Origin of the sequence: Agrobacterium tumefaciens, assembly GCF_013318015.2 — a bacterium.
In the GTDB taxonomy this organism is placed as follows: Bacteria; Pseudomonadota; Alphaproteobacteria; order Rhizobiales; family Rhizobiaceae; genus Agrobacterium; species Agrobacterium tumefaciens.
In genome coordinates, this window is record NZ_CP115843.1 from 532158 (window position 1) to 555578 (window position 23421).

The following is a 23421-nucleotide window of genomic DNA, read 5'->3' on the forward strand; positions in this document are numbered from 1 at the left end:
CTAGAGCGCTCTCAGCCTGGCCTCGAAATCCGGCTGGCCGAGCAGCATTCGGCAACGCAGGAACCGCCAGCCGGCATATTTCAGGAATTCGACACCCCGCGGCGGCGAACGAAGCTCCAGTACGAGGCTGCGCAACGCCCAGTAGAGGTCGTCTGCCGCCGCATAGACACGGCAGCGGTTGAAGTTTCTTTCGCTGAAACCTCCATCGTGCATTTCCAGCAAGGGCCTCATCTGGCTTTCGAACTGGTAGAGTTCGTTCATCTGAACGCCGAGCTGGTAGTAGGGGTCGATGTCGGCGGCCATGTCGAAGTCCACGAGCTGCATTTTCCCGTCTGGGCCCAGCATGACATTCGAAGCCTGCGGATCACCATGGGCCGGTTTCAGGTCCACGCCGGCCGCTGAAACTGCCTCGCGGATCGGCGTCATCCAGGAGAGCATCCATTCGACATCGCCGGGCAGGCTGGTGGCATCGGCACTCACGATCGCCCACAGCTGATCGATGCCGTCGAAGACTGACCATGTTCGGCCGGTGGAAACACCCCCTGCGATCGTCGTCTGCATCTCGATCAGGCGGGCAACAGTTTTCGGCTGCATCAGATCGTCGATCCTTGCCGCTCGCCAGCCGTCGCCAAGTCGGGCAATCAGCATGCTGGCCGTCCCGGCATCGTAACCAATCGGCTCTGGCGAAAGACCAAGGCTGTGAAAACGGTGTGCCGCAGCATTTGCGGTCTCGGCATCCACGAGATCGGTTACCTCATCGGCACCGAGACGCAGGAAATAACGTGCCTCCCCGTCTGTCGGCGCGACCACGAAACCGCAGGATTCGACGGCATGATAGGACGGCGATGCGACAGCTGCCGTCGCCGGCGCATAGGAAGGGGTGTCGCCAATCACTGCGGAAAAGACTGAAAGCGCCTTCTCCGCGCGGGCTTCCATCGGTGATTGAGGAGAGCCCGATCTCTTCATTCGGCAGCCTCGCTGAGTTCGACAACTTTCAAACCTTCGCAGGCGATCTTGTAAAGCATGTCCGCCACTATCTGCGTGCCAAGAGCCTGGTCTTCAGGCGAGGTATACTCGGTTGGGTGGTGGATGACGCCGTCACGGCTCTGAACCGCCAGCACCACCGCCGGGCAGACATCGGAAACGGCAACGGCATCATGGCCGCCGATCGTATCGAGGTGACGGGCGCTCTGGCCGAGATGCGCCGCAGCACTTTGCGCAAGCGTTACCAGGCCCGGCGCGAACCTTCCCGCCTTGCGGCGGTCAATGGAGCGGACCTCCGAGGTGACGCCGGCTTTCATCGCCGCTTCCTCGATCTTGATCTTCATCTTGCGTTCCGCCTCCGTCAGGACGTCTGGCGATCCCGAGCGCAGCTCGATGAACAGCACGGCTTCGGCCGGCACGACATTGGGTGAATTGGGGAAGACTTCCAGGCGGCCAACCGACGTATGCAGGTCCAGCCCGTGTTCGGTCGATATCTGCTTGAGATCGGCGATCAGATAGGCAGCAGCAAGCAGCGCATCCTTGCGATCGGCCATCGGGGTTGCGCCGGTATGTGCCTGGCGTCCATGGAAGGCGAGGCGATATTTTGTCGCGCCCCAGAACCGCGTGAAGATACCGAACCGCTCCCCGGCGCGGCTGAGCGTCGTGTCACCTTCTATATGCAGCTCGATCAATGCGTCGGGAATTTCCACCTTTTCCTTGCCAGCATAACCGATCTCGTCCAGCGACTGGCGCACCGTAATGCCATCGCCGTCGGCCCGTTCCAGCGCCCATTCCAGGTCAATGGCGCCGGTAAACACGCTGCTGCCGAGCAGGCTCGGCTGGAAACGGGCGCCTTCCTCATTGGTCCAGTTGACGATCTGGAAGTTGCAGGCGGACAACCTGCCTTCCGCCTTGAGACGTTCGCTGACGGACAAAACCGCCTCGCAGGCGGCTACGACTCCAAGCGCTCCGTCGAACCGGCCGCCGTTCGGCTGGCTGTCGATATGGGAGCCGACCATGACGACGGGCGCATTTGCGCCCGCCAAGGTCATCTTGCCGAACTGGTTGCCGATCGAGTCCACGGCCTGCTCGAAGCCGTTTTCGGCAAACCAGTGCCCCAGCCAGTCGCGCGCCATTCCGTCTTCCCTGGAAAGCGTCAGGCGGGTCATCGAGCCATCGGGGCCGCCGCCAAAAGTGGAGAGGGTCTCCATCAGCATCTGGAGCCGCTCGGCATTGATCGGGACAGGGGAGGAGGAGACGTCAGGCATGTATGATTTCCACTTTGGATTGATTGAATTGATCTGAAAATTCCCGCGCGATGACGCCGCTGGTCACCACCGCGTCGATTTCGCTGAGGCCGAATGTGTGGATGGAGCCGAGGCGACCAAACTTGGAACTGTCGGCAACAATGATCGAACGTTTTGCCTGGGCCTTGGCGACGCGTCGCAGGATCGCCTCGTCCTCGCCGAAATCCATGAACCCGCGTTCGGCGTGAATGGCGCTGATGGCGATGATCGCGAGATCGAAGAAATGCTCCTTCAGCGCGGCCACGGTCTCATGGCCGTATGTCGCCTGATAATCTGGGCGCATGCGACCGCCAAGAACGCGCACACTTGCCTGCGGCAGATTGAAGAAGTGGGCTGCGACCGCCAGCGAATTGCTGACAACGGTCAAGTCCCTGCGCGTCTCGATATGTTTCAGGCAGGCAATCGTTGTGGTGCCGGTATCGATGAACACCTTCATGCCGTCCTCGACCAGCGACGCTGCGGCCTCGCCGATCTTGGCTTTCTCGCGTGAGCTGACACGCAGTCGGTCGGTAAACGGCTGATCGCTTTCCTGCTGGTCAAGGACCGCGCCGCCATAGACGCGGCGGGCATAACCGCGCATCTCAAGTTCCTTGAGGTCGCGCCGGATCGACTCCTGGCTGACCTGCAGATAATCGGCAAGCTCCCTCACATTGACGCGCTGGGTTTGCTTCAGCATGTCGAGGATAAGCTTGAGGCGATGTTCGGTGAAACTCATGAATGCACCCTGGATTCTAGTGATCGTTGCGGCCCCGTCTGTGGCGCCGCAACCATGGTCAGGCTAAAGCCATTTGACGGGTTGCGTCATCGAGAGCCAATGGCTGGATGAGATGACAGGCGGCGAAATCCTGGCTGCCACGCGCGGTAAGCGCGGGCTGCAGGCTGCCGCATCTCTCCATCGCACGCGGACAGCGCGACTTGAAGCTGCAACCTGGAGGAATATCGATCGGGCTTGGCGGTTCACCTTCCAGAAGGCAGTCTTCCGCCTTGTAGCGGCGTTCTTCAAGTGTCGGCATCGCGCTGAGCAACGCCATTGTGTACGGATGTCCGGGATCGAAGAACAACCGCTCGTTATCAGCCAGTTCGAAGACCTCGCCGAGATACATTACCGCCACACGGTTGCAGACCTTGCGGACCATCGCAAGGTCGTGGGAGATGAAGATGTAAGTGAGGTCGTATTCCTTCTGCAGCTTCTGGAAAAGATCGAGAAGCTTGAACTGTTCTGTCTGGTCCAGGGCAGAAAGCGTTTCGTCCATGATCAGTATTTCAGGCTCCAAAACCAGCGCACGGGCAACATTGATGCGCTGGCGCTGGCCGGCACTCAGGCCGATCGGCAATTCCTCGTAGAGATCGGCGGAGAGGCCGACTTCGCCCATGACCTTGAGAACCCGCTCACGAATTTTGGCACTGTCCTTCCATCCGTGCGTGCGAAGCGGGCCCTCCAGCATCTTCCCGACCGATGTGCGTGGCGGCAGGGAACCGAACGGATCCTGAAGTACCATTTGCAGCTTCTTGCGGAAGGTCAGAAGGTCTTTGCCACCGAGCATGGCGATATCGTCGGCACCGCACAGAACCTGGCCGGAGCTCGGCAGTTCCAGCCTGCTCAGAAGCCGCATCAGCGTCGACTTGCCACAACCGGATTCACCGACGATCGCGAAACTGTCGCCGCGCCGGACATCGAAGGTGACGTTGCGAACCGCACGCACATGGTTGAAGCCACCGAAGCCGGTCTTCTTCTTTACCCTGTAGACCTGTGAGGCATCGCGCAGGCTCAAGACAACGTCGCGTTTGTCGTTGAGACGCGGCATCTCGGTCTTTTCGATCCAGATCTTCGGCGTCTGTTCTACAAGCTCTTTCGTATAGGCATATGCAGGGGCGGCGATCAGCCTTTCGGTTTCCTGTTCCTCGACGATGCGACCTTTCTCCATCACCAAAATCCTGTTGCAGGCTTCGCGGGCAACGGGAAGCGAGGAGGAGACGAACAGCACAGCGGTATTGAAACCGTCGGTCAGTTCCTTCATCAGACGGATGACCTGGGCTGCGACGGTAACGTCGAGCGGCTGGGTGACATTATCTGCAATCAGCAGCGCCGGGTTCGTCACCAACGCATCAACGATCAGTGCGCGCTGCATCATGCCGCCGGAAAACTGCGAAGGATAGTCGCTGAAACGGCTGCGGGCCGAGGGAATGCGGACGGCCTCCAGAAGCTCGATCGTGCGCTTTTCCGCCTCTTTCCGCGAGGTTCCTGGAACGACCGCACGCAGCTTCTCGACGATCTGGACGCCGACCGGCAGCGTCGGATCGAGTGCACCCATCGGATTGGCGCCGACATAGGCGACCCGGCGGCGCAGGGTACGCATCTCGTTCTCGGAGATGCCGTAAATATCCTTGCCTTCGAAGAGGACGCTGCCGGAACGCACGGAAAGCGGCGGTTCCAGCCAGTTGACGACTGCCTTGGAAAGCACCGTCTTGCCGGCTCCGCTGGCCCCGACCACACCGACGATCTCTCGCGGCGCGAGGCTGAAGGAGATATTGTCCAGAATAATCTTCGCCTTGTCCGAGCGACCGGCATTAACGGTGAGGTTTTTCAGCTCAAGAAGCGGCTTGATCATCACTCGGACCCTCCATGAATGGTGTTGCGGGCCCGTTCCAGCGAAGCGCCTATGAGATTGATGCTGGTTAAAGTGAGGCCGAGGAAAATGCCGGGCATGGTAGCGATCCACCAGGCGTTCAGAAGATACTTTCGGCCATCGGCAATGATATTGCCGAAGGTCGGGGTCGGCGGCTGGACACCCAGGCCGAGGAAGCCGAGTGTCGATTCAAAGATCATCATGCGCGCCACATCAAGCACCGAGGTGAAGATCACCGGCGGCAGGAGCAGCGGCAGAAGCAGGCTGACGATAATGCGGAAATCGGTCGAGCCCCCAAGTTTGGCAGCGCGCACATATTCCCGCTGCCTTTCCGTCATCACAATGCTGCGCATGATGCGCGCATAGACCGGCCAGCTTGAGAGACCAAGCACCAGGACGATGGCCGGAATTGTCGGGCGCGACACGCCAAGAACGGCGATCGCCAGAATGATCATCGGGATAGACAGCTGCGCATCGGTCAGACGCATGATCAGCATGTCGATACGACCGCCGAAGTAACCGGCGATCGTGCCGAGGGCACAGCCGATGATGAGTGTCACTGCAACCGATGCAATCCCGATCAGGAAGGAGTAACGCAGGCCGACAAGCGACCTCACCAGCATGTCGCGGCCAATCTGATCGGTGCCAAGCGGGTGGCCCCAGCTCCAGTTGTCGCCGAAGAAAAGTGGCGGCAGAAGGCGGGCCTTCACATCCATCTTGGTCGGGTCGACGCCACTGATTTCCGGATAAAGTGCGGCGGCAATCGCAAGCAGCAGGAAGATCGCAAGGCCAATGCGAAAACCGGGCGTCGATGCGGCGCGATCGAATATGCGGCGCGCAATCGAGCGGCTTGCCATTTTCGAAATGATCGGGGTGTCGAGTGCGGATGTGATGGACATCAGTATTCAAGCCTCGGATCGATGGTTGTTGCGACGAGATCGACGACAATGTTGATCAGTACAAAAATGGCGCTCGTGACGATCGCGATACCCTGGATCAACGGAAAGTCGCGCTGCAGCACGGCATTGATGGTCAGAAGGCCGAGTCCGGGATAATCGAAGATATATTCGACGATGATGACCCCGCCGAGCAGGCTGGAGAATTGCACACCGAGCAGGTTGAGAAGCGGCACCGAGGCGTTGCGCAGGGCATGGTTGGAGATGATCCGCGAACGGCTCAGGCCACGTACGCGTCCGACTGCCACATAGGGCTCCATCATCTGGCTGGATACGGAACTGACCAGCGTGCGGATCAGCACCGGAGACAATTCGACCGCCAGCACGATTGCCGGCAGGATTGTGTAGGCAAAGCCCTGATAGCCAATGGCAGGAAGCCATCCGAGCTTCACCGAGAAAAGCAATGCCAGAACGATGCCAAGCCAGAAATTTGGCAGCGAGATGAATATCGATGAGATGTAGAAGGCAAGCTTGTCTGGCCATCTGCCGATCGCAAGCCCGCCGGCAATGCCGATGATTGCCGAGAAGATCAGTGCAATCACCAGCGTCACGGCCGCCAGTTGAAGCGTCATTGGAAGTGCATCGAAAATCAGGTCGAAGACCTTTGCTCGTTCGCCTCGAGTTGAGTCGTTGAATGTCGCGCCACCGGTCGAGGCGCCGTTTGCCGGGCGCACGAAGGACTGGCCAAGATCGCCACGAACCACACCGCCCATGTAGCGACCGAATTGCACCAGTATGGGATCGCGAAGGCCCATGTCGGTTGCGATCTTTTCGATCAGTGCTTCGGGCGCCATGCCGCCCGCCATAAGGCGTACCGGGTCACCCGGCACCACCCGCAAGAGGGTAAAGATCAGCAAGGACACAAGGAATATGATGATGGCGCCCTGCATGAGGCGTCGCATCAGGAAGTTCACGGCAAACATTCAGTCACTCCGCTCGAGAAGTCACGGGCAAGTCCACACGCCGCCTGATCGCGGCGTGTGGCTGATCACGGTCAGGCAGCAGGTTTGGCGGCATCGATCGACCCGTCGGGATAGATGTACATGCCCTCAAAGTCCTTCTGCATTGCGTGGATCATCACGGATGTGAACAGCGAGAGTGCCGGCATCTTGGCGGTGATGAGAGGCATGGTCTCTTCCTGAAGGATCTTCTTGCGCTCTTCCAGCGTTGGTGCCGAACGTTCCTTGTCGAGGCTGGCATCGATCTCCTTGTCCTCGATGCCGCAGATGCGGTGCGAAGTGGAATGGAAATGGGTGCGCAGGACCAGATCCGGTTCCGGAGACGCTGTCGACCAGCCGCAATCGACCATATGGCCCGGGCCGCCACCGGGGCGATGATAGAGTTGCTCGTTCCAGGCCGCAGGTTCAAGCACGGTCAGGCTGACGTTAAATCCCTGCTCCTGCAGCATGGCGGTCAGCATCTCGCCATATTCCTTGGTCTTCGGATAGAAGCCGACGGACGTGATGTATTCAAGTGGCGGCAGGCCCTTGCCGTTTGGGAAACCGGCTTCGGCGAGCAGAGCCTGGGCCTTCTCGGGGTCGAATTTCGGGTAGTTCGCCAGATCGACATAGCCGAATTTGACCGGCGAGACGAAGTTCGACGAGGCATGGCCGGCCGAGCCCATCAGTTCCATGATCATGTCGCGATCGATCGAATGGCAGGCGGCAAGACGGATACGCGGATCGTCGAAAGGCGGTTTCGAGCAGCGGAACCAAAGATACTTGTTCTCGACGGAAACGACCTTGTTGATGAAAATCGCCGGATTGTCCTTGATCGTGTCAACCTGTTCAGGCTCCAGACGTTCAACGATCGAAGCCTGGCCGTTCATCAGCGACAACATACGGGTGGTGGAGTCGCCGGTGAAGGTGAAGTTGATGCCGGGGATGGCCGGCTTGCCCTTGAAGTAGCCGTCATAGGCCTGCATCACGGTGTCGTTGCCGCGCTGTTCGACGAATTTGAAAGGACCGGTGCCGTTGAGCCGCTGGGAGAGCGGGCCGCCGGGGCCGCCGGCGACGTCCTTGGCCGACATGATCGGCAGGAACGACGCAAGAAAGACGAAGAGATGGGCCGGATAGCCGCCCTTGGATGTGTCCACGATGACGGTGTAATCGTCCGGTGTTTCGATCGTCAGCGTCTCGGTCGGGCCGGGATACCACTGCGCCGGACGATCTGCCCTGGAGCCGTATTCGAAGGTTGCCTTGACGTCTTCCGCCTTGAACGGCTTGCCATCATGGAAGACGATGCCTTCGCGCAGCTTGATCTGTAGCCGGTGCGGGTCAAGCAGCTTGATGTCGGTGGCCAGTTCGTAGACGACCGCGCCGGGATCGTCGAGTTTCATCGGCGTGCGGGTAAGAAAGCCCATGACGAAACCTTCGATATTCTTCTGAGAAAGTGTCGTATGAGCGGTCGGGTCCCAGTTGCCGGTGATGTTTTCGGCCGACAGGAACGTCATGGTCTTGCCGGCCTGTGCGAAGGCCGGCGAGATGAAGAAGTCAGGATTGATCTGCATGTAGCCAGCGACGACGGCTGCGCCCGCGGATCCTTGCAGGAAGCGACGACGACTGAATTCTGAACCCATCGAGTTCCCCTTTTCTATTTTGAATAAACCGTCAAATCAGTCAAAACGGTCAAATCAGTCACAAGCAAACAGCGTGCCAATCTCGATTTCCTGCGAGAATCGCGCTTTCGGTTTGATGCAATTTGTGGGATCTGACCATTTATTGGTCGAATGAGAAAGATTTAAGCGACCAGCCGGATCGCTAAAATTACGGGGTCATTTCTGCCGTTGAATCGGGGGATGCTGATCCGTTGTCAAATTGTGTCCGAAACGGACAGCGACGATGATTGCAAGCGCCGCCGGATTGAAACTCTCACGAGAGTTCAACTGAATATTTCGTTTGCTCTTTTGATGGCGTGAATACATCAACAGCGGGCAGTACATCCGCCGATCCATTTCGTGCATGCCCGCCCGCATTTTTGCTGCGGTCTCATCTCTCTGCCGCCTCAGTTGATCACTTCATCCTTCATAGTGATTAATGCTCTACGATGGGTGATCGCGGTTATAGTGACGTCGCCGGCAGGGGCTGTCGATTCCGTCGTTTCACGCTGGCCTGGCCTCAGTAAGGAAAATAAGAGCAGGACCAGAAGAAGGTTCTTGCCATGGCAATTGGCCGTCTTTCACCGCCCGAGAGGTTTAGGCCATGCTTGCCGACCTCACTGGTAAGGCCGCTCGGTATGGCAACGGTTCGGTCATAAATAGCAGCCTGCATATTGCGTGTTTACGGCTGATATCAGCCGCTATCCTGCTCTTTCAATATCCCGATGAACTGCTCGTCCGCGAATGCCTGGCGTTGCCCGTCTCTTCAGGGTAACCGACCCTACCAGGATCGAAGGTCGTTTTGCGGCTCAGATCACCGGCCACCTGCCGGAAGCCAGTTAGATTGCAGGCGTCCAGTTGCCCTGCGCGACGTGATTGAAGGTCCCACCTGAGTGGGTTTAAATCAACCTCAGTCCCGTGCCGGGATCAAACACGTGTAGGTCGGACGATGCCACTTCAACACCAAGCACCTCGCCGATGGCGGGTCTTATGTCTGCTGGAACAGAAATATTGATCTCGTGGCGGTCGTTTTTCAGGCAGATCAGACGTGTCTCACCGTGGAACTCGTTCCGCTCGACGGTGCCGCGAAAGGCTTGAGCATCCTGGTTTATGCGAAATGATCCGGGCCGAATTCCAACGGTAACCTCACCGGAACGGAGGCCTGCCGGAGCTGTAAACCTGACAAGATTGTCGCCCAGCCACTCCTGCGTCATCTGCAACTGAAGAAAATTCATGTTCGGTGTGCCTATGAAGCCGGCAGCAAACACTGTCCGAGGCGCCTGATAAATTTCTTCGGGCGTGCCCATCTGCTCAATACGGCCGTCCTTCATCAGGACAATACGGTCGGCAAGCGTCATGGCTTCGAGTTGGTCGTGAGTGACATATATGCTTGTCGTTTTCAGGTCGCGGTGGAGGCGCGCGATCTCGACCCGCAGGCTGCCGCGCAGCTTGGCATCAAGGTTTGAAAGCGGTTCGTCAAACAGGAAGACCTCCGGGGTCTTGATCATGGCGCGGGCGATGGCCACTCGCTGCTGCTGTCCGCCGGACAGTTCCGTCGGCTTGCGCGCAAGATAGACGCCAAGACCGAGCGCGTCGACCACAGGCGCCAGGCGCTGATCGATCGCGGCTTTTCCTATTCCGGCCCTCTCGAGACCGAAAGTGATATTGTCCCGCACGCTCATATGGGGGTAAAGCGCGTAGTTCTGGAACACCATCGCGATGCCCCGGTCACCCGGATCGCGATCGTTCATCCGCTCGCCACCGATGAGCAGATCCCCGCCTGAAATCTCTTCAAGCCCGGCAATCATCCGCAGCATGGTGGATTTTCCGCAGCCTGACGGGCCGAGAAAGACGACGAATTCGTGGTTGTCGATCTTCAGGTCAAAATCCCGCATGACCTCAAGCGAACCATAGACTTTCCTGATCCCCCGGCACTCAACAGTGGCCATCACTTCGTCTCCCCGTCCACGACGATCTGCAGCTTTACGTCCTCTGGCCGGCCTTCGGCCGCCCTTTCGAAGGCCTTGATCGATTGATCAAAGGCATAGGTGCCGGAAACCAATGGCTTCAGGTCGACCTTGCCTGCGGCGATCAGCGCCAGTGCACGGTCAAACACGTTGGCGTAGCGGAAAACCGTTTCAATACGGCATTCGCGGAAGCAGGCCGCCGCAAGGTCTACCGCGACGGGTTCGGGCGGCAGACCGACGATAACGACTGTTCCGCCCGGGCGCACGACCTTGAAGAGATCACGGACCGCGGCCGGTGCGCCGGAGCATTCAAAGACGATATCGGCTCCCCAGCCTTCTGTCGCCTCGTTGACGGTCTCAATGACATCGACCTCCTTGAGGTTGATACCAGTGATGCCGCCATAACTTTCGGCCAGTTTAAGTTTTGTTGCGGAAATGTCCGAGATCAGCACTCGCGAGCAGCCGCCGGCAAGGGCAGCCAGTGCCACCATGATGCCGATGGTTCCGCAGCCTGTAACAACCGCCGTATCGCCGGGCGTGATCTTCGCCCGGGCGGCCGCCTGCATGCCCACGGCAAATGGTTCAACCATCGCGCCTTCGGCGAAGGAGACATTGTCAGGCAGCTTGTATGTGAAGCTTGCCGGATGGACTGTCTCCGGGCACAAGACGCCGTGCACCGGCGGCGTTGCCCAGAATGTCACGGCAGGATCAACATTGTAGAGGCCGAGCCGCGACGCACGCGATTTCGGATCGGGGATGCCCGGTTCCATGCAGACGCGGTCGCCGGGCTTAAGATGGGTGACGTTGGCGCCGGTCTCGGTGACTGTTCCTGCTGCCTCGTGGCCGAGAACCATGGGCGCGTTCACGACGAAGTCACCGATGCGACCATGGGTGTAATAGTGTACGTCGCTGCCGCAGACGCCAACAGTATGGATACGAATGCGAACGTCATCCGGCCCCAACTCTTGAGGAATTTCGATATCGCGCAGGGAAAGTTCGCCGACATGTTCGAGGACAAGTGCTTTCATGGGTCAGTCAACCTTGGTCAGTTTTCTTGGAAAATGCGGCGTTGAGGCCACCGGCAAGCACTCCGAGCAGGATCAGCGGTGGCAGCGACAACAGGACGACGGCGGCGTTCAGAATTCCCCAGGGCACATTCATGCCGAGCTGCGACATCTCGGACGCGATGATCGGCAGGGTCTTTGCCTTCGAGGTCGTGAGCATCATGGCAAGCAGGAACTCGTTCCAGACAAGGACGAAGGAGAAGGCAATGGCGCCGAAGACCTGGAAACGGGCAATCGGCAGGGCGATGCGGAAGAAGGTCGCATATGGGCCAAGCCCATCCACCCGGGCAGCTTCTTCAACGTGAAGGCTGACACGCTCGAAAGCCGGCACGGAAAGCCAGATGGTGATCGAGGCTGTCACAATGAGATAGGTCACGATCAGCGACAGCCGGGTGTCATAGAGATCAAGACCGAGCCAGATGACCAGCATGGGAATAGCGATCGCGACGGGCGGCAGAAAGCGCAGCGACAGAACGAAGAACTGCGCCTCCGCCGTGATCCTGTTCTTGAACCGGGCGATCACATAGGCCGCCGGTACACCGAGTACGGCGCCAAGCACGACCGCACTCGAGCAGATGATCAACGAATTGGTAAGTGCGCGCGCCACCGAGCGGCGATTGAGCACATAACTCATATTGTCGAAGACAGGCTGGAAGATAAGCTTTGGCGTTGACACCAGCAGATCGGCATTGGTCTTGAAGGCGTTTAGCAGGGTCCATAGGAGTGGCAGCACGACAAGTGCAGCGGCAAGAACCAACAAAAGCCTGAGCAGAAAGGTGGATATCTTCATCGGTTCAGCCTCTTCCAGGTAAAGGTAAAGGTGACGATGGTCAGGACCATCATGATGACGGCCATGGAGGACGCATAGGAGATCTTGCCGGCTTCTATGAAGCCTTGGGAATAGGCATACATGTCAAGCGTCTCGGTTGAGATGCCGGGACCGCCGCGCGTCATGACGTAAACGAGGTCGAAGGAGCGAAGACTCTCGATCGCCTTGACCAGCAGCAGACTGATCAAGGGTGCTTTCAGCATCGGCAGGGTCACGAAACGATGGATTTCGAAGCGGGTCGCCCGATCTATGCGTGCGGCTTCCAGCGGCTGAGGCGGCAGGGATTCGAGAAGCTTCAAGATGATCACTGAAAAGAACAAGCCCCATTGCCAGACATCGACGAAAGCAACAGCAAGGAGGGCGCCGAGCGGCGTCGACAGAATGTCGGGCGTGATGCCGGTGAGCTCCCTGACCGGCCAGGTCAGCGCGCCGTAGAGCGGATGAAAGGCGAACTTCCACACAAAAGCGGCGCACACGCGTGGCAGGAGAACGGGAATGATGAAGAGCACGCAGAGGACGTTGCGCATACGGGGGCTCGCTGCCTCGAACATGGCAATCCCGAGCGCAACCCCCGTCACCATGGTCAACGAGACGCTGATGACCTCCCACTTGAAAGATACCCAGAGCGCGTTCAGGAAACGGGCATCCGAAAACAGCGCCAGATAATTGGCTAACCAGACATAGTCTGCATCGGGTGCCGAAAGGGTCCGGTTCTGCAGGGATATATTGATAGCGTAGATCGTCGGCACGAGCGCCAGAATGATCAGGATACCCAAACTGGGCCCAAGAAAGACGTAAGGCAGCGAGCGGCCTCGGCGCATGGCAGATCCTCGGATTGGGAAAAAGGGGCGCGTCATCAGACGCGCCCGTCAGACGGCTTGGGAGGCGTCAGAGTTTGGCTGCGAAGGCTTCGAGGTCGTTCAGCGTCGCCTTGATGTCAGTGCGGCTACCGGTGATCAGCTCTTCCAGCATGATGCCCCACTGGTTGCCCAATTCCTGCCAGCGCGGATCCTGCCAGAAGGTGACGGTGGTCTTTTGACCGGTCGCCGCCATGGCGTCGGCAAGGTTCTGGCCAAAGGTCTTGGCGTATTCCGGGCTCTGATAGGTGCTTGTGCGCGTCAACTCGCCCGGCTGGCCGGCGGCGAGGCGGCGGGCTTCCTGTTCCTTGGATGTTGCCCAGGCAACAAAGAGACCAGCGCAGGCCTTTTCCTCATCTGTCTTGTTGGCCTTGGACGCGATTGCAAAACCATGGGCGTAACCGGCCCCCGGCAGCGGCGACGGCGGAACGGAGAACGCAACCTTGTCTGCAACCTGGCTCTGTGCCTTGTCGACGGACATGCCGCCAAGGGGTGCGGATTCGATGATGATCGCCACCTTGCCGGAGCGGAAGGCGCCGGTGGACTCGTCCCAAGAGCCGGTCTGAGTGCCCGGCGCCGAATATTTGAAGAGCTCGAGATAGGTCTCTGTCGCCTTTACCGCGGCATCCGAATTGAAGGCCGGCTTGCCGTCCTTGAACCACTCGCCGCCGTTTGCTTTGAAGAACGGCATCCAGCGCCAGACGTTGGCGCCTGAACCGCGCTGTCCGCGAAGCGCAGTGCCGTAGACGCCGTTGGCCGGATCATGCAGCTTCTGCACGGCTGCGAAATATTCGTCCCAGGTCTTCGGCGGCGCGATGCCTGCCTTTTCCAGGAGGTCGGTACGGTAGACCATCAGGTCGCCGCCACCCTGCACCGGTGCAAACCACTCTTTGCCGTCATAGGTCGCAGCTGCGCGCATACCGGCGTCAAAGTCTTTGTAGTCGTATTCGGATGGATAAAAGCCATCAAGCGGGACGATCCAGCCAGACGAGGCAAAAAGCGCCAGATTGGCTTCATCAACATAATACACGTTGAAGCTTCCGACCGTCGAGGCGTCGGCCTGCGACTTCGCGCGGCGATCGTTCTCGTTGAGATAACTGATCTCGAAGCCTGCGCCGGAGAGCTCTTCGAACTCATCGACATATTTTTCGAGAAGGGTCAGTCCGTCGCGCGGCTGCGCCAGGACACGCACGTCGCTGGTGCATTGTGCGGCGGCAAAAGCGCTGGATGCGGCAAATATGGCGATAACCGCGCAACCGGCGCGGAGAGCGTTGAGTGTCATGATGTCCTCCCTGAATGGCAACTCCCTTGCCATCGACCAGCCCACATTTACGCGAGCGACGGGCGCGTACTAGTTTGCCTCCGTCACAGAACTGGTATTATATTGACATTTGTGCGCTGTAACATGAGCAATTGAATGCCTATTGCATCAGACTTTCCTCAAACAGTCTCTGAGACTTTCACCGCCACGCGCGAGCAGATCGTCTTACCCGGAGGCGCTTCCTATCTGATCCGGAGGGACGACTATCCCAATCCGATCTGCATCTGGAACTATCATCCCGAATGGGAGATTCACTTCATCCCTGACGCTTCAGGATTTGCTTATGTGGGGGACTATATCGGCCCGTTTCGGCCCGGGCATCTGGTGCTCACCGGGACAAATCTGCCGCACAACTGGATCACACCCGGTGCACCGGCTTTGCCAGGCCGAGACATGGTCCTGCAATTCGACGCGGATGCCCTGATCGGTATTCGCGCAGTATGCCCTGAGTTCGAAGTGCTCCACCGGCTGAAGCCTCTGGCCCAACGGGGGATCGAGGTTCTGGGCGCCGACGCGCTCTTGATTGGAGCGAAGATTCTCGAGCTTCACGCGGTGGGACACCGTGGTGGGCTCGGGCTGTTTTTAGAGATACTGGAGGCAATCGAAGCGGCCACCGAAAAGAGGTTGCTCGCCAGCGAACACTTCATAGCGGTCTATAACCAGGTGTCGGACCGCAGGCACCGACGGATCGACCAGGCAATCCAGATCCTGCAATCGGATCCTGGTGCGCAGATGCATGAAGTGGCTGCGATGGTTGGTTTCGAGCCGTCCGCCTTCTCGCGTGCCTTTCGGCGTCTAACCGGCATGAACTTTTCTGACTACAGCCGATCCGTCCGCGTCTGGCGAGCAAGAACCCTTCTCGCGGAGACCGAAATATCGATCACCGATATCTGTTTCGAGGCGGGCTTCAACAACCTGTCGAACTTCAATCGCTATTTCCGGATGGAGATGGGACTCACGCCCCGGGCCTACCGAAAGGCCGCGCGCATAAGAGCCAAGTCTGTCATTGGAGGAGTGCCGGTTAAGTCCATTTAATGGTGGTCACGCCGAGATATCATCGATCCCTGGGGCTGCAATCGGTTTTTATCGTATCACCGCCGCTTCGATATGTCGGCCTCTTCGCTCACAACAAAACTGGCATCTCCATTTCCCTGAACCAGTCTTGCGAGGGGGGTGGCAGCCGGCCGCTGCATTTGTTGCTTCAGCTCTGTCGCATCGAGCGGCTGTTCGCAATTGTCTTATTCGGGTTCGCCCATATCCAAGCATTTGCTTGCCGGTGAGATAAAGACGATTAAAAAATACTCCTGTTTACGCTCCGGGACAGACCGGCGTTTGAAGCGCTGAAAACCTTACCTGGGTCTGTGGTGTTCCGGGCTCATGAATTCGGTTCTTGCAATGGCCCAAATCGACGACGCGATTCCTAGCGACACCGTTTCGACTTCGACGTTCGAGCGGCGGTTGATGTATGTGCTGGGCGGTCTTTACCTCGCTCAGGGGATACCGACGTATCTGCTTTTGGTGGCCCTGCCGCCGATCATGCGCGAGAGTGGGGCATCGCGCACGTCTATCGGGCTGTTTTCGTTGCTGATGCTGCCGCTCATCCTGAAATTTGCGGTCGCACCGTTGGTGGATCGATGGTCTCCGTTACCCAAGCTTGGCCATCGCCGCGGCTGGGTTGTGCCGACCCAGCTTCTCGTCAGCGCCGGTATCGCTTCCATGACGCTGGTGGATCCGAGCGATGCCACGGTCCTTTTTGCAATCTGCATATCGATCACGCTTGTCTCCTCAATCCAGGATATTGCAACCGACGGCTACGCCGTAAGATGCCTGACCGACCAGACGCGCTCGCTGGGGAATGCCGTGCAGGCGGGTGCCGTAGCGCTGGGCGTAATCGTTGGCGGGACGGCGGCACTGGTGGTGTTTCATGTCGCTGGATGGCGCACGATGATACTGCTGGTAGCCGCGCTGTCGTTGCTGCCCCTTCTTGCAGCCCTGGCGATGCAGCCGGAAGCGCCCACGGTTGGCAAAGAAAAAAAGCGCGCAAGCCTTGCTGGTTTCTTCCGCCGTCCGAGTGCCTGGCTGATCCTCGGATTTGCGCTGACATACCGGGCGAGCGAAGGTCTCGTGCGCGGGATGGAAGGCACCTATCTGGTTGACAGCAAGGTCCCGGCTGACTGGATCGGTTACCTCTCTGGCGGAGCGGCGGCAACTGCGGGCCTGATCGGCGTGGGTATCGCTGCCTCCATTATCCGCAAGGTTGGCCTGACGACAACGCTTATCCTGCTGGGTGGCCTCAGAAGCTTGTGTTTCCTCGCCTTCACCCTGAATGCGTCCGGCGTCTGGCCCGGCATGTGGGTGGCGATGTCGGCCTCGGCATTCCAGACGCTGATCCGCTACATGGAGCTGGTCGCCATCTATTCATTCTTCATGAAGAACTCTTCGGACGATCAGCCAGGAACGGATTTTACCATTCTCACCTGTGCCGAACTGGTCGTCTACATGGTTGGTGCATCCGCAGCCGGCCTGGTTGCCGACCGGATGGGTTATTCCGCGCTGTTTTCGACGGCAACAGTTCTTTCGCTTGTCGGAATGGGACTTTCCGTCTGGTTCCTTGGAAGGATCGGACGCGGTTCAGGCGCGTCGTTACGGCGATGATGACAAGCGGCCGGAGTGACGCTTTCCAGCGGTGTCACGAGACGCCTTAATTCCTCACAGGTTTTTTGCCCCGTCAGGCGCCGTCATGCGGCGAAGGTCTGTAGGTCGTATTCCGTAACGACTGCGGAAGGTGCGATTGAAATATGACAGGTCGTTGAAACCGACGCTGTAGACGATCTGGCTGATCGGAGTTGCGGTGTTCTCGGCAAGAATCAGGCTCTTGGCGAGCACCAGCCGCCGCTCCAGCACGTAGCGCGAAAAGGTCGTGCCTGTCCGACTGAAAAGTTTCTGGATCGCGCGCGGTGTGATGCCTTCGGTGCGTGCCACATCAGCTATCGAAAACGCACCGTCGGCAAGATTTTCCTCAACCATCGCCTTGATCGCTTCAATGCGGTTTTGCGGAACTGCCGAAGGCGCAACCTCGTTCCCATATCGGGCGAGAACGGGAAGCAGGGAGTAGAAGTGCGCCACCATCATGGTGGCATGCTCTTTGTCCTGATGGTCCTGTTGAAGAAGATATCCTGCATAGTGGGTCAACAACTGCAATGGCAGGCATTCTGCTGAAAAGGGCCGCAACAAGATCCGGTCGATCGACTTTCGTGCAAGGGTGAGGGCGGCATGGGGAAGATGGGCGCAGTCGAGTCGCCCGCCTTCCGGCAAAATAATTTCCGATGCCATATCCGTGGGAAGGATGATGACATCACGGGGTTCCAGTTCGAAAGTGTGCTTGCGATGATGGACAATCAAGGTTCCGTCAGTTGCACGCAACATCGCGATATCAGGCCTGCCGATCCCATGAGCTGTCAGCCGCAAGGGTGTTTTGGGCAGGTAAACGGTTGCGAGAGAAAGGTTTTCGTGTTTCCAGACAAGGCCGGTGACACCCGCCAGATCACCATCTTCAACGGTGATTGTTGCTTCTCCCAACATGTCCAGAAGGATTGTGCGGCAGACCAGTCTGCTTTCTGGATCAGGTAGCGAGAGGGTTCCAAGTTTCAGGGGGCGGACAACTTCCATGAAAAATCAAACCTGTCTTTGCTGTTGATGTTCGCATCTATCCAAATCGGGTTCGTTCCCATCCAAGCCCGGCGGTTTCATAGCGCATAAAACATGATCAAAACAGTCTTGTATTTTCCGAGGGACGACTTGGAAGATATTTTTTGCGCATTGGGGGCGACATGATCGGAAAGTGGAATGTCGGCGTTAGCCTTGTGGCTATCGTCGTCGCAATCGGGGGCGGCAACGACGCCGCTCAGGCGCAGGATACGTCTCAGAACGCGCAATCAGACAATGGTTCTACGGTGCTGGAGCCGATCGTTGTAAGTGGCAACCGTATACCCCAGCAAATCTCGCGGACGGCGCGAACGATTTATGTCGTTGATGCAAGGGCCATCGAGGCTGAAGCCCGTTCAGGCAAGTCGCTTCAGCAGATTCTTGCTGAGAAAGTTCCAAGTTTCGACCCCGCCAGCGAAGGTGCGCGTACAGCCTATGGCCAGAACCTGCGCGGACGCACGGCCCTCCTTCTCATCGATGGTGTTTCGATGAACTCGGCGCGCTCCCTCAGCCGCCAATTCGATTCAATCGACCCGTTCAATATCGAGCGTGTCGAGGTTCTGTCCGGCGCGACGGCAATCTACGGCGGCAATTCAACAGGTGGTGTCATCAACATCATCACGAAGAAGGGAAAGGATGCGCCTGACGGTTTGCGCGGTGAAGTGACGGCGGGCTTCGGCAGCGGCTTTGGCCGTACAAGTGATCTTGACCGCAACGGCGCGGGTGCCGTGACCTATAACAGCGAAAACTGGGATGCGCGTTTCTCCATCGCCGGCAACCAGACCGGAGCCTTTTACGATGGCTCAGGCACAATGCTCACCCCCGATATCACCCAGACGTCCACAGCATTCAACAAGCGCATCGATGTCATGGGAACTGTCGGTTTGCAGATCGATGACGACAGGCGCCTTGAGGTGTCCGGCCAGTTTTATGACAGCGCCCAGGATTCGCCGTTCGGGCTTTATCTTGGCGCAGGCCTTGCCGGGATCCGCAATTCCAACCTGGTTGAAACGCGGGACGGATACCGATCGGATTTCGACCCCCGCACACGCCGTACCATGGTAAACGCGACTTACACCGACAATGATTTCCTGGGGCAGGAACTGCTTCTGCAGGGCAGTTTCCGGCGGGAAGAAATCCGGTTCCACCCGTTTCCCGGTAGTGCGATTTTCTCCCCCTTCGTCTATTTCGGCGGCAGCTCGCAGGATACCGATTACTATAGCCTGAAGGCAGCGATGATCTCGGAGCCGCTGGACGGGCTTAAGGTGACATATGGCATCGACGCCGACCGGGATTCGCTGAGTTCCAAACAGAACGTCTTCGATTTCCTGACAGTCGCGACGACCGGTGCGATGGACTTCAGGACACGCGGCTTTACCGGGCTTTATCCCGATATCGATGTCTCGACCCTGGCCGGTTTCATCCAGGGATCTTATGAGGCGACGGACCGGCTGACGGTCAACGGTGGTGTGCGTTATCAATATGTCACCACCGACGTATCGAGCTTCGCCGGCGCGGCACAGCAGGTCGCCGTTCTCAACCGGGTCGGCTCCTCTGTGGATCCCATTCCCGGCGGGGAAGTCAGCTACGATGCGGCTCTGTTTAACGCCGGCGCGACCTATGAGCTCACCGATACGCAGCAAATCTACGCCAATTTCGGCCAGGGTTTCGAGCTTCCTGACCCGGCAAAATACTACGGGATCGGTAGCTATAGGCTTGTCGGGGGCCGTTACGTCCTCCTGGACAGCGTCAATGTTGCCGACTCCGCACTCCAGGCGATCAAGACCAACTCTTTTGAAGTCGGTTATCGTTTCAATGACGATAGCTTCAGCTTCCAGACCGCGGCATATTACTCGCTCTCCAACCGATCCATCGAGTTGAACCGCACGACCCTGGCTGTTGATGTCGTTGATCGTGAGCGACGTGTCTATGGTCTGGAGGCCAGCGCCAGCGCGACACTGGATTACGGGTTTGATGTTGGCGCATCCGGTCACTGGGTGAAGTCGGAAATCAAGTCTGACGGTAACTGGGAGAAGGAAAGCATCGGTACCGCCAGTGTTTCCAAGCTCGGCAGTTATATTGGCTGGACGAAAGATAACTTCAACATCAAGCTGGCTGGGCAACATGCCTTCAATCTCAGCGACGACGACAGCCGGAAGATTGATGGTTACACCCTGTTCGATCTAACGGGTGCCTATCGCTTCGAAGCGCAGGACACAACGCTTCGCTTCGGCGTGATGAACCTGTTCGACAAGGATTACACAACCATATGGGGCGCGCGCGCCAACGCGCTTTATGGTGCTTTGGCCAATGAAGCCGTGTTTGACTACAAGGGACGCGGACGCACATTCGCCGTTTCATTGACGAAAGTTTTCTGATGGATCATCAGGGCGGCATGTGGCGGGGATATTTACTCCCGCCACGTGCCGCCAGGTCAGCGCAATGACCGGTCTGACCTGCTATGGTGCCTTCAATCTCCATGGCTGCGGAACAGCGGGCTTATCGGGAGGGCGCGCGCGTTCTGGGCGCGGGCGCTGAAGGAGCAGCGGCAATTTCGATATTTCTAAGGCTCGCAGTGGTGGAAAGATCGCGGTTGGTGACATGTCGGCAATGCGTCAGGCATCGAGTGTCTGGAAGCCGCCGTGTTTGAATGTCTGTCTTGCACATCTCCCGCGCTTCGATTTCTGACCCTGTCGGACAATGGCCGGGCAGGGCTTAAAAACGAATTTGCGGCCCAACTTTACCCCATCTGCAATGTGGACCGATAGGATGGGGCAGACGCCCGTTCTCAGGAACGGCGAGGTTGTCGGTGCTGTTCGCCATTTCAACGAGGACAACAGCAAACAACGTTGTATCGAGTTGCTGGGCGATGAAACGGTCAAGACTTCACAAGTTGAGGGGGAATTTATGGACCGCGTGAGTGTCCAGTCATCATTGCGCCGGAGTTTCGTTAGGTAACGGTTGTATCTCTGCTGATTTACCGGGAAAAACCTACCGAATGTCATCTTTTTTCGCAGCACTATTTGCGAGGAGGTTGTTGGCGCAATCTCAAAGGCTCACTGAAACTGAAAATCGGAAACAATCTAGTCGAAAGACGATCCAGGAACGCTGGCGCAAGCGCTAGATAGCGCTTGAAATATGACTCTGGAAAAACCATTTGACCGGCGATTTATGTGCAATGGAGGTATCAATGACGACCGTACAAGAGCGCCAGCCCGAGCAACACGTATTCGAAGCCGATGTCAGCCGACTTCTGCACATGATGGTGCATTCGGTCTACTCGGACAAAGATGTATTCCTCCGCGAATTGATCTCGAACGCGGCGGATGCCTGCGAAAAACTGCGGTATGAGTCGATTTCCAAGCCGCAACTCTCGGCCGATGGGATCCAGCCGGGAATTCTCGTGACGCTCAATGAAGAGGCGCAGACACTCGTTGTCGAAGACAGCGGCATTGGCATGGACCGCGACGAGATGATCGACGCGCTCGGTACGATCGCGCGCTCGGGGACAAAAGCATTCATGGATCGGCTTGACGCGGCCAAAGCTGGAGAGAAAGCGCAACTGATCGGCCAGTTCGGCGTCGGCTTCTATTCATCGTTCATGGTCGCTCACCGGGTCGAAGTAATCTCGCGCCGCGCCGGCAAGGACGAGGCCTGGAAATGGTCATCTGACGGCAAAGGAAGCTATGACATTGTTGCGGTCGACCCGGGACAAGCACCGACACGCGGTACTCGCGTCGTGTTACATCTTTTGGAAGATGCAAAGAAATATACGAGCAAATGGACGGTGGAGGAGATCATTCGAAACCAGTCCGGCCACGTCCCCGTACCTATCCGTCTGGTCGAGAAGGAGGGTGCCGAGCCCTCACAGGTATCCGATGGTGCAGCGCTCTGGATCAAGCAGAAGAACGAAATATCCAAGCAGGATTATGTCGATTTCTATCGGAGCGTTTCAGGCCAGTACGACGAGCCGCTGAGTAACGTCCATTTCCGCGCTGAGGGCCGACACGAATATACGACTCTTGCCTTTATACCCGGTTCTCAGCCATTCGATGTGTTTGTTCCGGACCGACACGGTCGGATGAAGCTCTATGTGAAGCGCGTCTTCATAACCGATGATGCCGAACTGCTACCGCGCTATCTGCGCTTCGTCCGTGGCATCGTTGATACTTCGGATCTGCCGCTCAACATCTCCCGTGAGATGATCCAGGAAAGTCCGGTCCTCGCGGCCATCAAAAAGGGCGTGACGAGCCGGATCCTTTCCGCGCTGGAGAAGATGGCCGAGCACGACGGCGAGACCTTTGCCAAGTTCTGGGATATGTTCGGGGCTATTCTCAAGGAAGGCATCTACGAGGACTTCGAACGGCGCTCACAGTTGCTGAAGCTGGCACGCTTCCGCAGCACCGCATCGGGCGAGGCGACACGCAGCCTGGCTGACTACCTGGCCACGATGAGGGAAGGACAATCGGCGATCTACTATATTAGCGGCTCCACTTTGGACCAGCTGAAATCGTCGCCGCACCTTGAGGGTTTCCGGGCCAAAGGGATCGAAGTCCTCCTGCTTACAGATGGTGTCGATAACTTTTGGCCGACCAATGTGCCAGATTTTGAAGGCAAGCCATTTAAATCTGTCACCCAAGGTCTTGCCGATCTGAACACTGTTACCGGGGAGGGGGACGCTGATGAGGCTGGCCGGCAAGCTTCTCCCGAGGTTGGAGCCTTCATCGATTTCGCGCGAAGCGCCCTCGGTGAGGAGGTTGCTGACGTGCGTATTTCTGATCGGTTGACCGAAAGTGCGGTCTGCCTTGTCGCGTCGGATTATGGCCCCGACCGCCAACTCGAAAAACTCCTGAAAGGCGCCGGGCGGTTGCAAACAACGTCGAAGCCGATCTTGGAGATCAATGGGCAGAGCGAACTTGTGAAAAACATTGCTTCAATGGACGATCAGGCGTTTCGCGAGGATGCTGCGTGGCTTTTGCTTGACGAAGCCCGCATCCTTGACGGGGACAAACCAGCCAACCCGCGCGCGTTCGCCGATCGGCAGGCCAGGTTATTTGCCCTTGCGATGAGATCCGGTAAGTGACAAGCCTTGGCAAGGCGGCCTTTGGCCGCCTTGCCAACACTCGGCCGAAGAGGACGATTGGTGGTTGCCGATGGTGCGCAGGTTATCAATGAGTGTGACTGCGTTTTCTCAGATGATGGATCATG

General features: G+C 58.0%; 18 protein-coding genes. 5 read left to right on the plus strand and 13 right to left on the minus strand.

Features of this window, described 5'->3' with window-relative positions; genetic code table 11:
• The 12 genes from G6L97_RS25740 to G6L97_RS25795 all read right to left on the minus strand — a co-directional run bounded on the left by G6L97_RS25740 (position 1) and on the right by G6L97_RS25795 (position 14469).
• Positions 1 to 966: a phosphotransferase gene (locus G6L97_RS25740; protein WP_236761972.1), complete on the minus strand. Its 966-nt coding sequence runs from the start codon at positions 964 to 966 to the stop codon at positions 1 to 3.
• Positions 963 to 2252 carry a Zn-dependent hydrolase gene (locus G6L97_RS25745; protein ID WP_003516956.1) on the minus strand — a complete coding sequence of 430 codons (1290 nt, stop codon included), beginning with the start codon at positions 2250 to 2252 and terminating at the stop codon, positions 963 to 965. Before G6L97_RS25745 ends, G6L97_RS25740 begins: the two co-directional genes overlap by 4 nt.
• Positions 2245 to 3006, minus strand: a complete 762-nt coding sequence (locus tag G6L97_RS25750) for a DeoR/GlpR family DNA-binding transcription regulator (protein WP_003516955.1) — start codon at positions 3004 to 3006, stop codon at positions 2245 to 2247. The genes G6L97_RS25745 and G6L97_RS25750 overlap by 8 nt, the downstream gene beginning before the upstream one ends.
• Before the next feature lie 58 nt (positions 3007 to 3064).
• A complete protein-coding gene (locus G6L97_RS25755; RefSeq protein WP_111783828.1) occupies positions 3065 to 4900 on the minus strand; it encodes a dipeptide ABC transporter ATP-binding protein in 1836 nt (611 codons plus the stop codon).
• On the minus strand, positions 4900 to 5817 hold the full coding sequence (locus G6L97_RS25760; RefSeq protein WP_003516951.1) for an ABC transporter permease: 918 nt from the start codon (positions 5815 to 5817) through the stop codon (positions 4900 to 4902). The genes G6L97_RS25755 and G6L97_RS25760 overlap by 1 nt, the downstream gene beginning before the upstream one ends.
• Complete coding sequence (locus G6L97_RS25765) at positions 5817 to 6797, minus strand: ABC transporter permease (RefSeq protein ID WP_013637573.1); 981 nt, start codon at positions 6795 to 6797, stop codon at positions 5817 to 5819. The genes G6L97_RS25760 and G6L97_RS25765 overlap by 1 nt, the downstream gene beginning before the upstream one ends.
• A gap of 71 nt (positions 6798 to 6868) precedes the next feature.
• Positions 6869 to 8452 (minus strand): ABC transporter substrate-binding protein, encoded by a 1584-nt coding sequence (locus tag G6L97_RS25770; protein ID WP_173998657.1) that lies wholly within the window; start codon positions 8450 to 8452, stop codon positions 6869 to 6871.
• A 917-nt stretch (positions 8453 to 9369) separates the two neighbouring features.
• Entirely contained in the window at positions 9370 to 10419 is a 1050-nt protein-coding gene (locus G6L97_RS25775; RefSeq protein WP_003516945.1) for an ABC transporter ATP-binding protein, read from the minus strand.
• Positions 10419 to 11465: an NAD(P)-dependent alcohol dehydrogenase gene (locus G6L97_RS25780; RefSeq protein WP_035200777.1), complete on the minus strand. Its 1047-nt coding sequence runs from the start codon at positions 11463 to 11465 to the stop codon at positions 10419 to 10421. The genes G6L97_RS25775 and G6L97_RS25780 overlap by 1 nt, the downstream gene beginning before the upstream one ends.
• Before the next feature lie 7 nt (positions 11466 to 11472).
• Complete coding sequence (locus tag G6L97_RS25785; protein WP_003516943.1) at positions 11473 to 12291, minus strand: carbohydrate ABC transporter permease; 819 nt, start codon at positions 12289 to 12291, stop codon at positions 11473 to 11475.
• Positions 12288 to 13151 (minus strand): carbohydrate ABC transporter permease, encoded by an 864-nt coding sequence (locus G6L97_RS25790; RefSeq protein WP_003516941.1) that lies wholly within the window; start codon positions 13149 to 13151, stop codon positions 12288 to 12290. The genes G6L97_RS25785 and G6L97_RS25790 overlap by 4 nt, the downstream gene beginning before the upstream one ends.
• 67 nt (positions 13152 to 13218) lie before the next feature.
• A complete protein-coding gene (locus G6L97_RS25795) occupies positions 13219 to 14469 on the minus strand; it encodes an ABC transporter substrate-binding protein (protein WP_013637578.1) in 1251 nt (416 codons plus the stop codon).
• Positions 14470 to 14604: 135 nt separating this feature from the next.
• Between G6L97_RS25795 and G6L97_RS25800 the strand changes: the two genes are divergently transcribed.
• Both G6L97_RS25800 and G6L97_RS25805 read left to right on the plus strand, forming a co-directional pair.
• Complete coding sequence (locus tag G6L97_RS25800; RefSeq protein ID WP_013637579.1) at positions 14605 to 15543, plus strand: AraC family transcriptional regulator; 939 nt, start codon at positions 14605 to 14607, stop codon at positions 15541 to 15543.
• A 360-nt stretch (positions 15544 to 15903) separates the two neighbouring features.
• A complete protein-coding gene (locus G6L97_RS25805) occupies positions 15904 to 17163 on the plus strand; it encodes a RhtX/FptX family siderophore transporter (protein WP_407655366.1) in 1260 nt (419 codons plus the stop codon).
• Between the two features lie 54 nt (positions 17164 to 17217).
• Here G6L97_RS25805 and rhrA read toward each other — a convergent pair whose 3' ends face one another.
• Complete coding sequence (gene rhrA, locus G6L97_RS25810) at positions 17218 to 18177, minus strand: rhizobactin biosynthesis transcriptional regulator RhrA (RefSeq protein ID WP_026330878.1); 960 nt, start codon at positions 18175 to 18177, stop codon at positions 17218 to 17220.
• Positions 18178 to 18338: 161 nt separating this feature from the next.
• On the opposite strand from rhrA, the gene G6L97_RS25815 reads away from it, so the two are divergent.
• The 3 genes from G6L97_RS25815 to htpG all read left to right on the plus strand — a co-directional run bounded on the left by G6L97_RS25815 (position 18339) and on the right by htpG (position 23296).
• Positions 18339 to 20591: a TonB-dependent receptor gene (locus G6L97_RS25815; protein WP_174004261.1), complete on the plus strand. Its 2253-nt coding sequence runs from the start codon at positions 18339 to 18341 to the stop codon at positions 20589 to 20591.
• Between the two features lie 391 nt (positions 20592 to 20982).
• A complete protein-coding gene (locus G6L97_RS25820) occupies positions 20983 to 21171 on the plus strand; it encodes a DUF4172 domain-containing protein (RefSeq protein ID WP_407655367.1) in 189 nt (62 codons plus the stop codon).
• Positions 21172 to 21403: 232 nt separating this feature from the next.
• Entirely contained in the window at positions 21404 to 23296 is a 1893-nt protein-coding gene (gene htpG / locus G6L97_RS25825; RefSeq protein ID WP_174004259.1) for a molecular chaperone HtpG, read from the plus strand.
• Positions 23297 to 23421: the final 125 nt, after the last annotated feature.

Excerpts from the sequence above, each read along its gene's own strand:
- G6L97_RS25780 (WP_035200777.1), bottom strand. The coding sequence starts at position 11,465 with ATGAAAGCACTTGTCCTCGAACATGTCGGCGAACTTTCCCTGCGCGAT.
- G6L97_RS25760 (WP_003516951.1), bottom strand. The coding sequence starts at position 5,817 with ATGTCCATCACATCCGCACTCGACACCCCGATCATTTCGAAAATGGCA.
- G6L97_RS25785 (WP_003516943.1), bottom strand. The coding sequence starts at position 12,291 with ATGAAGATATCCACCTTTCTGCTCAGGCTTTTGTTGGTTCTTGCCGCT.
- G6L97_RS25745 (WP_003516956.1), bottom strand. The coding sequence starts at position 2,252 with ATGCCTGACGTCTCCTCCTCCCCTGTCCCGATCAATGCCGAGCGGCTC.
- G6L97_RS25740 (WP_236761972.1), bottom strand. The coding sequence starts at position 966 with ATGAAGAGATCGGGCTCTCCTCAATCACCGATGGAAGCCCGCGCGGAG.
- G6L97_RS25775 (WP_003516945.1), bottom strand. The coding sequence starts at position 10,419 with ATGGCCACTGTTGAGTGCCGGGGGATCAGGAAAGTCTATGGTTCGCTT.
- G6L97_RS25815 (WP_174004261.1), top strand. The coding sequence starts at position 18,339 with ATGATCGGAAAGTGGAATGTCGGCGTTAGCCTTGTGGCTATCGTCGTC.
- G6L97_RS25750 (WP_003516955.1), bottom strand. The coding sequence starts at position 3,006 with ATGAGTTTCACCGAACATCGCCTCAAGCTTATCCTCGACATGCTGAAG.
- G6L97_RS25765 (WP_013637573.1), bottom strand. The coding sequence starts at position 6,797 with ATGTTTGCCGTGAACTTCCTGATGCGACGCCTCATGCAGGGCGCCATC.
- rhrA (WP_026330878.1), bottom strand. The coding sequence starts at position 18,177 with ATGGAAGTTGTCCGCCCCCTGAAACTTGGAACCCTCTCGCTACCTGAT.
- G6L97_RS25820 (WP_407655367.1), top strand. The coding sequence starts at position 20,983 with ATGGGGCAGACGCCCGTTCTCAGGAACGGCGAGGTTGTCGGTGCTGTT.
- htpG (WP_174004259.1), top strand. The coding sequence starts at position 21,404 with ATGACGACCGTACAAGAGCGCCAGCCCGAGCAACACGTATTCGAAGCC.
- G6L97_RS25755 (WP_111783828.1), bottom strand. The coding sequence starts at position 4,900 with ATGATCAAGCCGCTTCTTGAGCTGAAAAACCTCACCGTTAATGCCGGT.
- G6L97_RS25790 (WP_003516941.1), bottom strand. The coding sequence starts at position 13,151 with ATGCGCCGAGGCCGCTCGCTGCCTTACGTCTTTCTTGGGCCCAGTTTG.
- G6L97_RS25805 (WP_407655366.1), top strand. The coding sequence starts at position 15,904 with ATGGCCCAAATCGACGACGCGATTCCTAGCGACACCGTTTCGACTTCG.
- G6L97_RS25795 (WP_013637578.1), bottom strand. The coding sequence starts at position 14,469 with ATGACACTCAACGCTCTCCGCGCCGGTTGCGCGGTTATCGCCATATTT.
- G6L97_RS25770 (WP_173998657.1), bottom strand. The coding sequence starts at position 8,452 with ATGGGTTCAGAATTCAGTCGTCGTCGCTTCCTGCAAGGATCCGCGGGC.
- G6L97_RS25800 (WP_013637579.1), top strand. The coding sequence starts at position 14,605 with ATGCCTATTGCATCAGACTTTCCTCAAACAGTCTCTGAGACTTTCACC.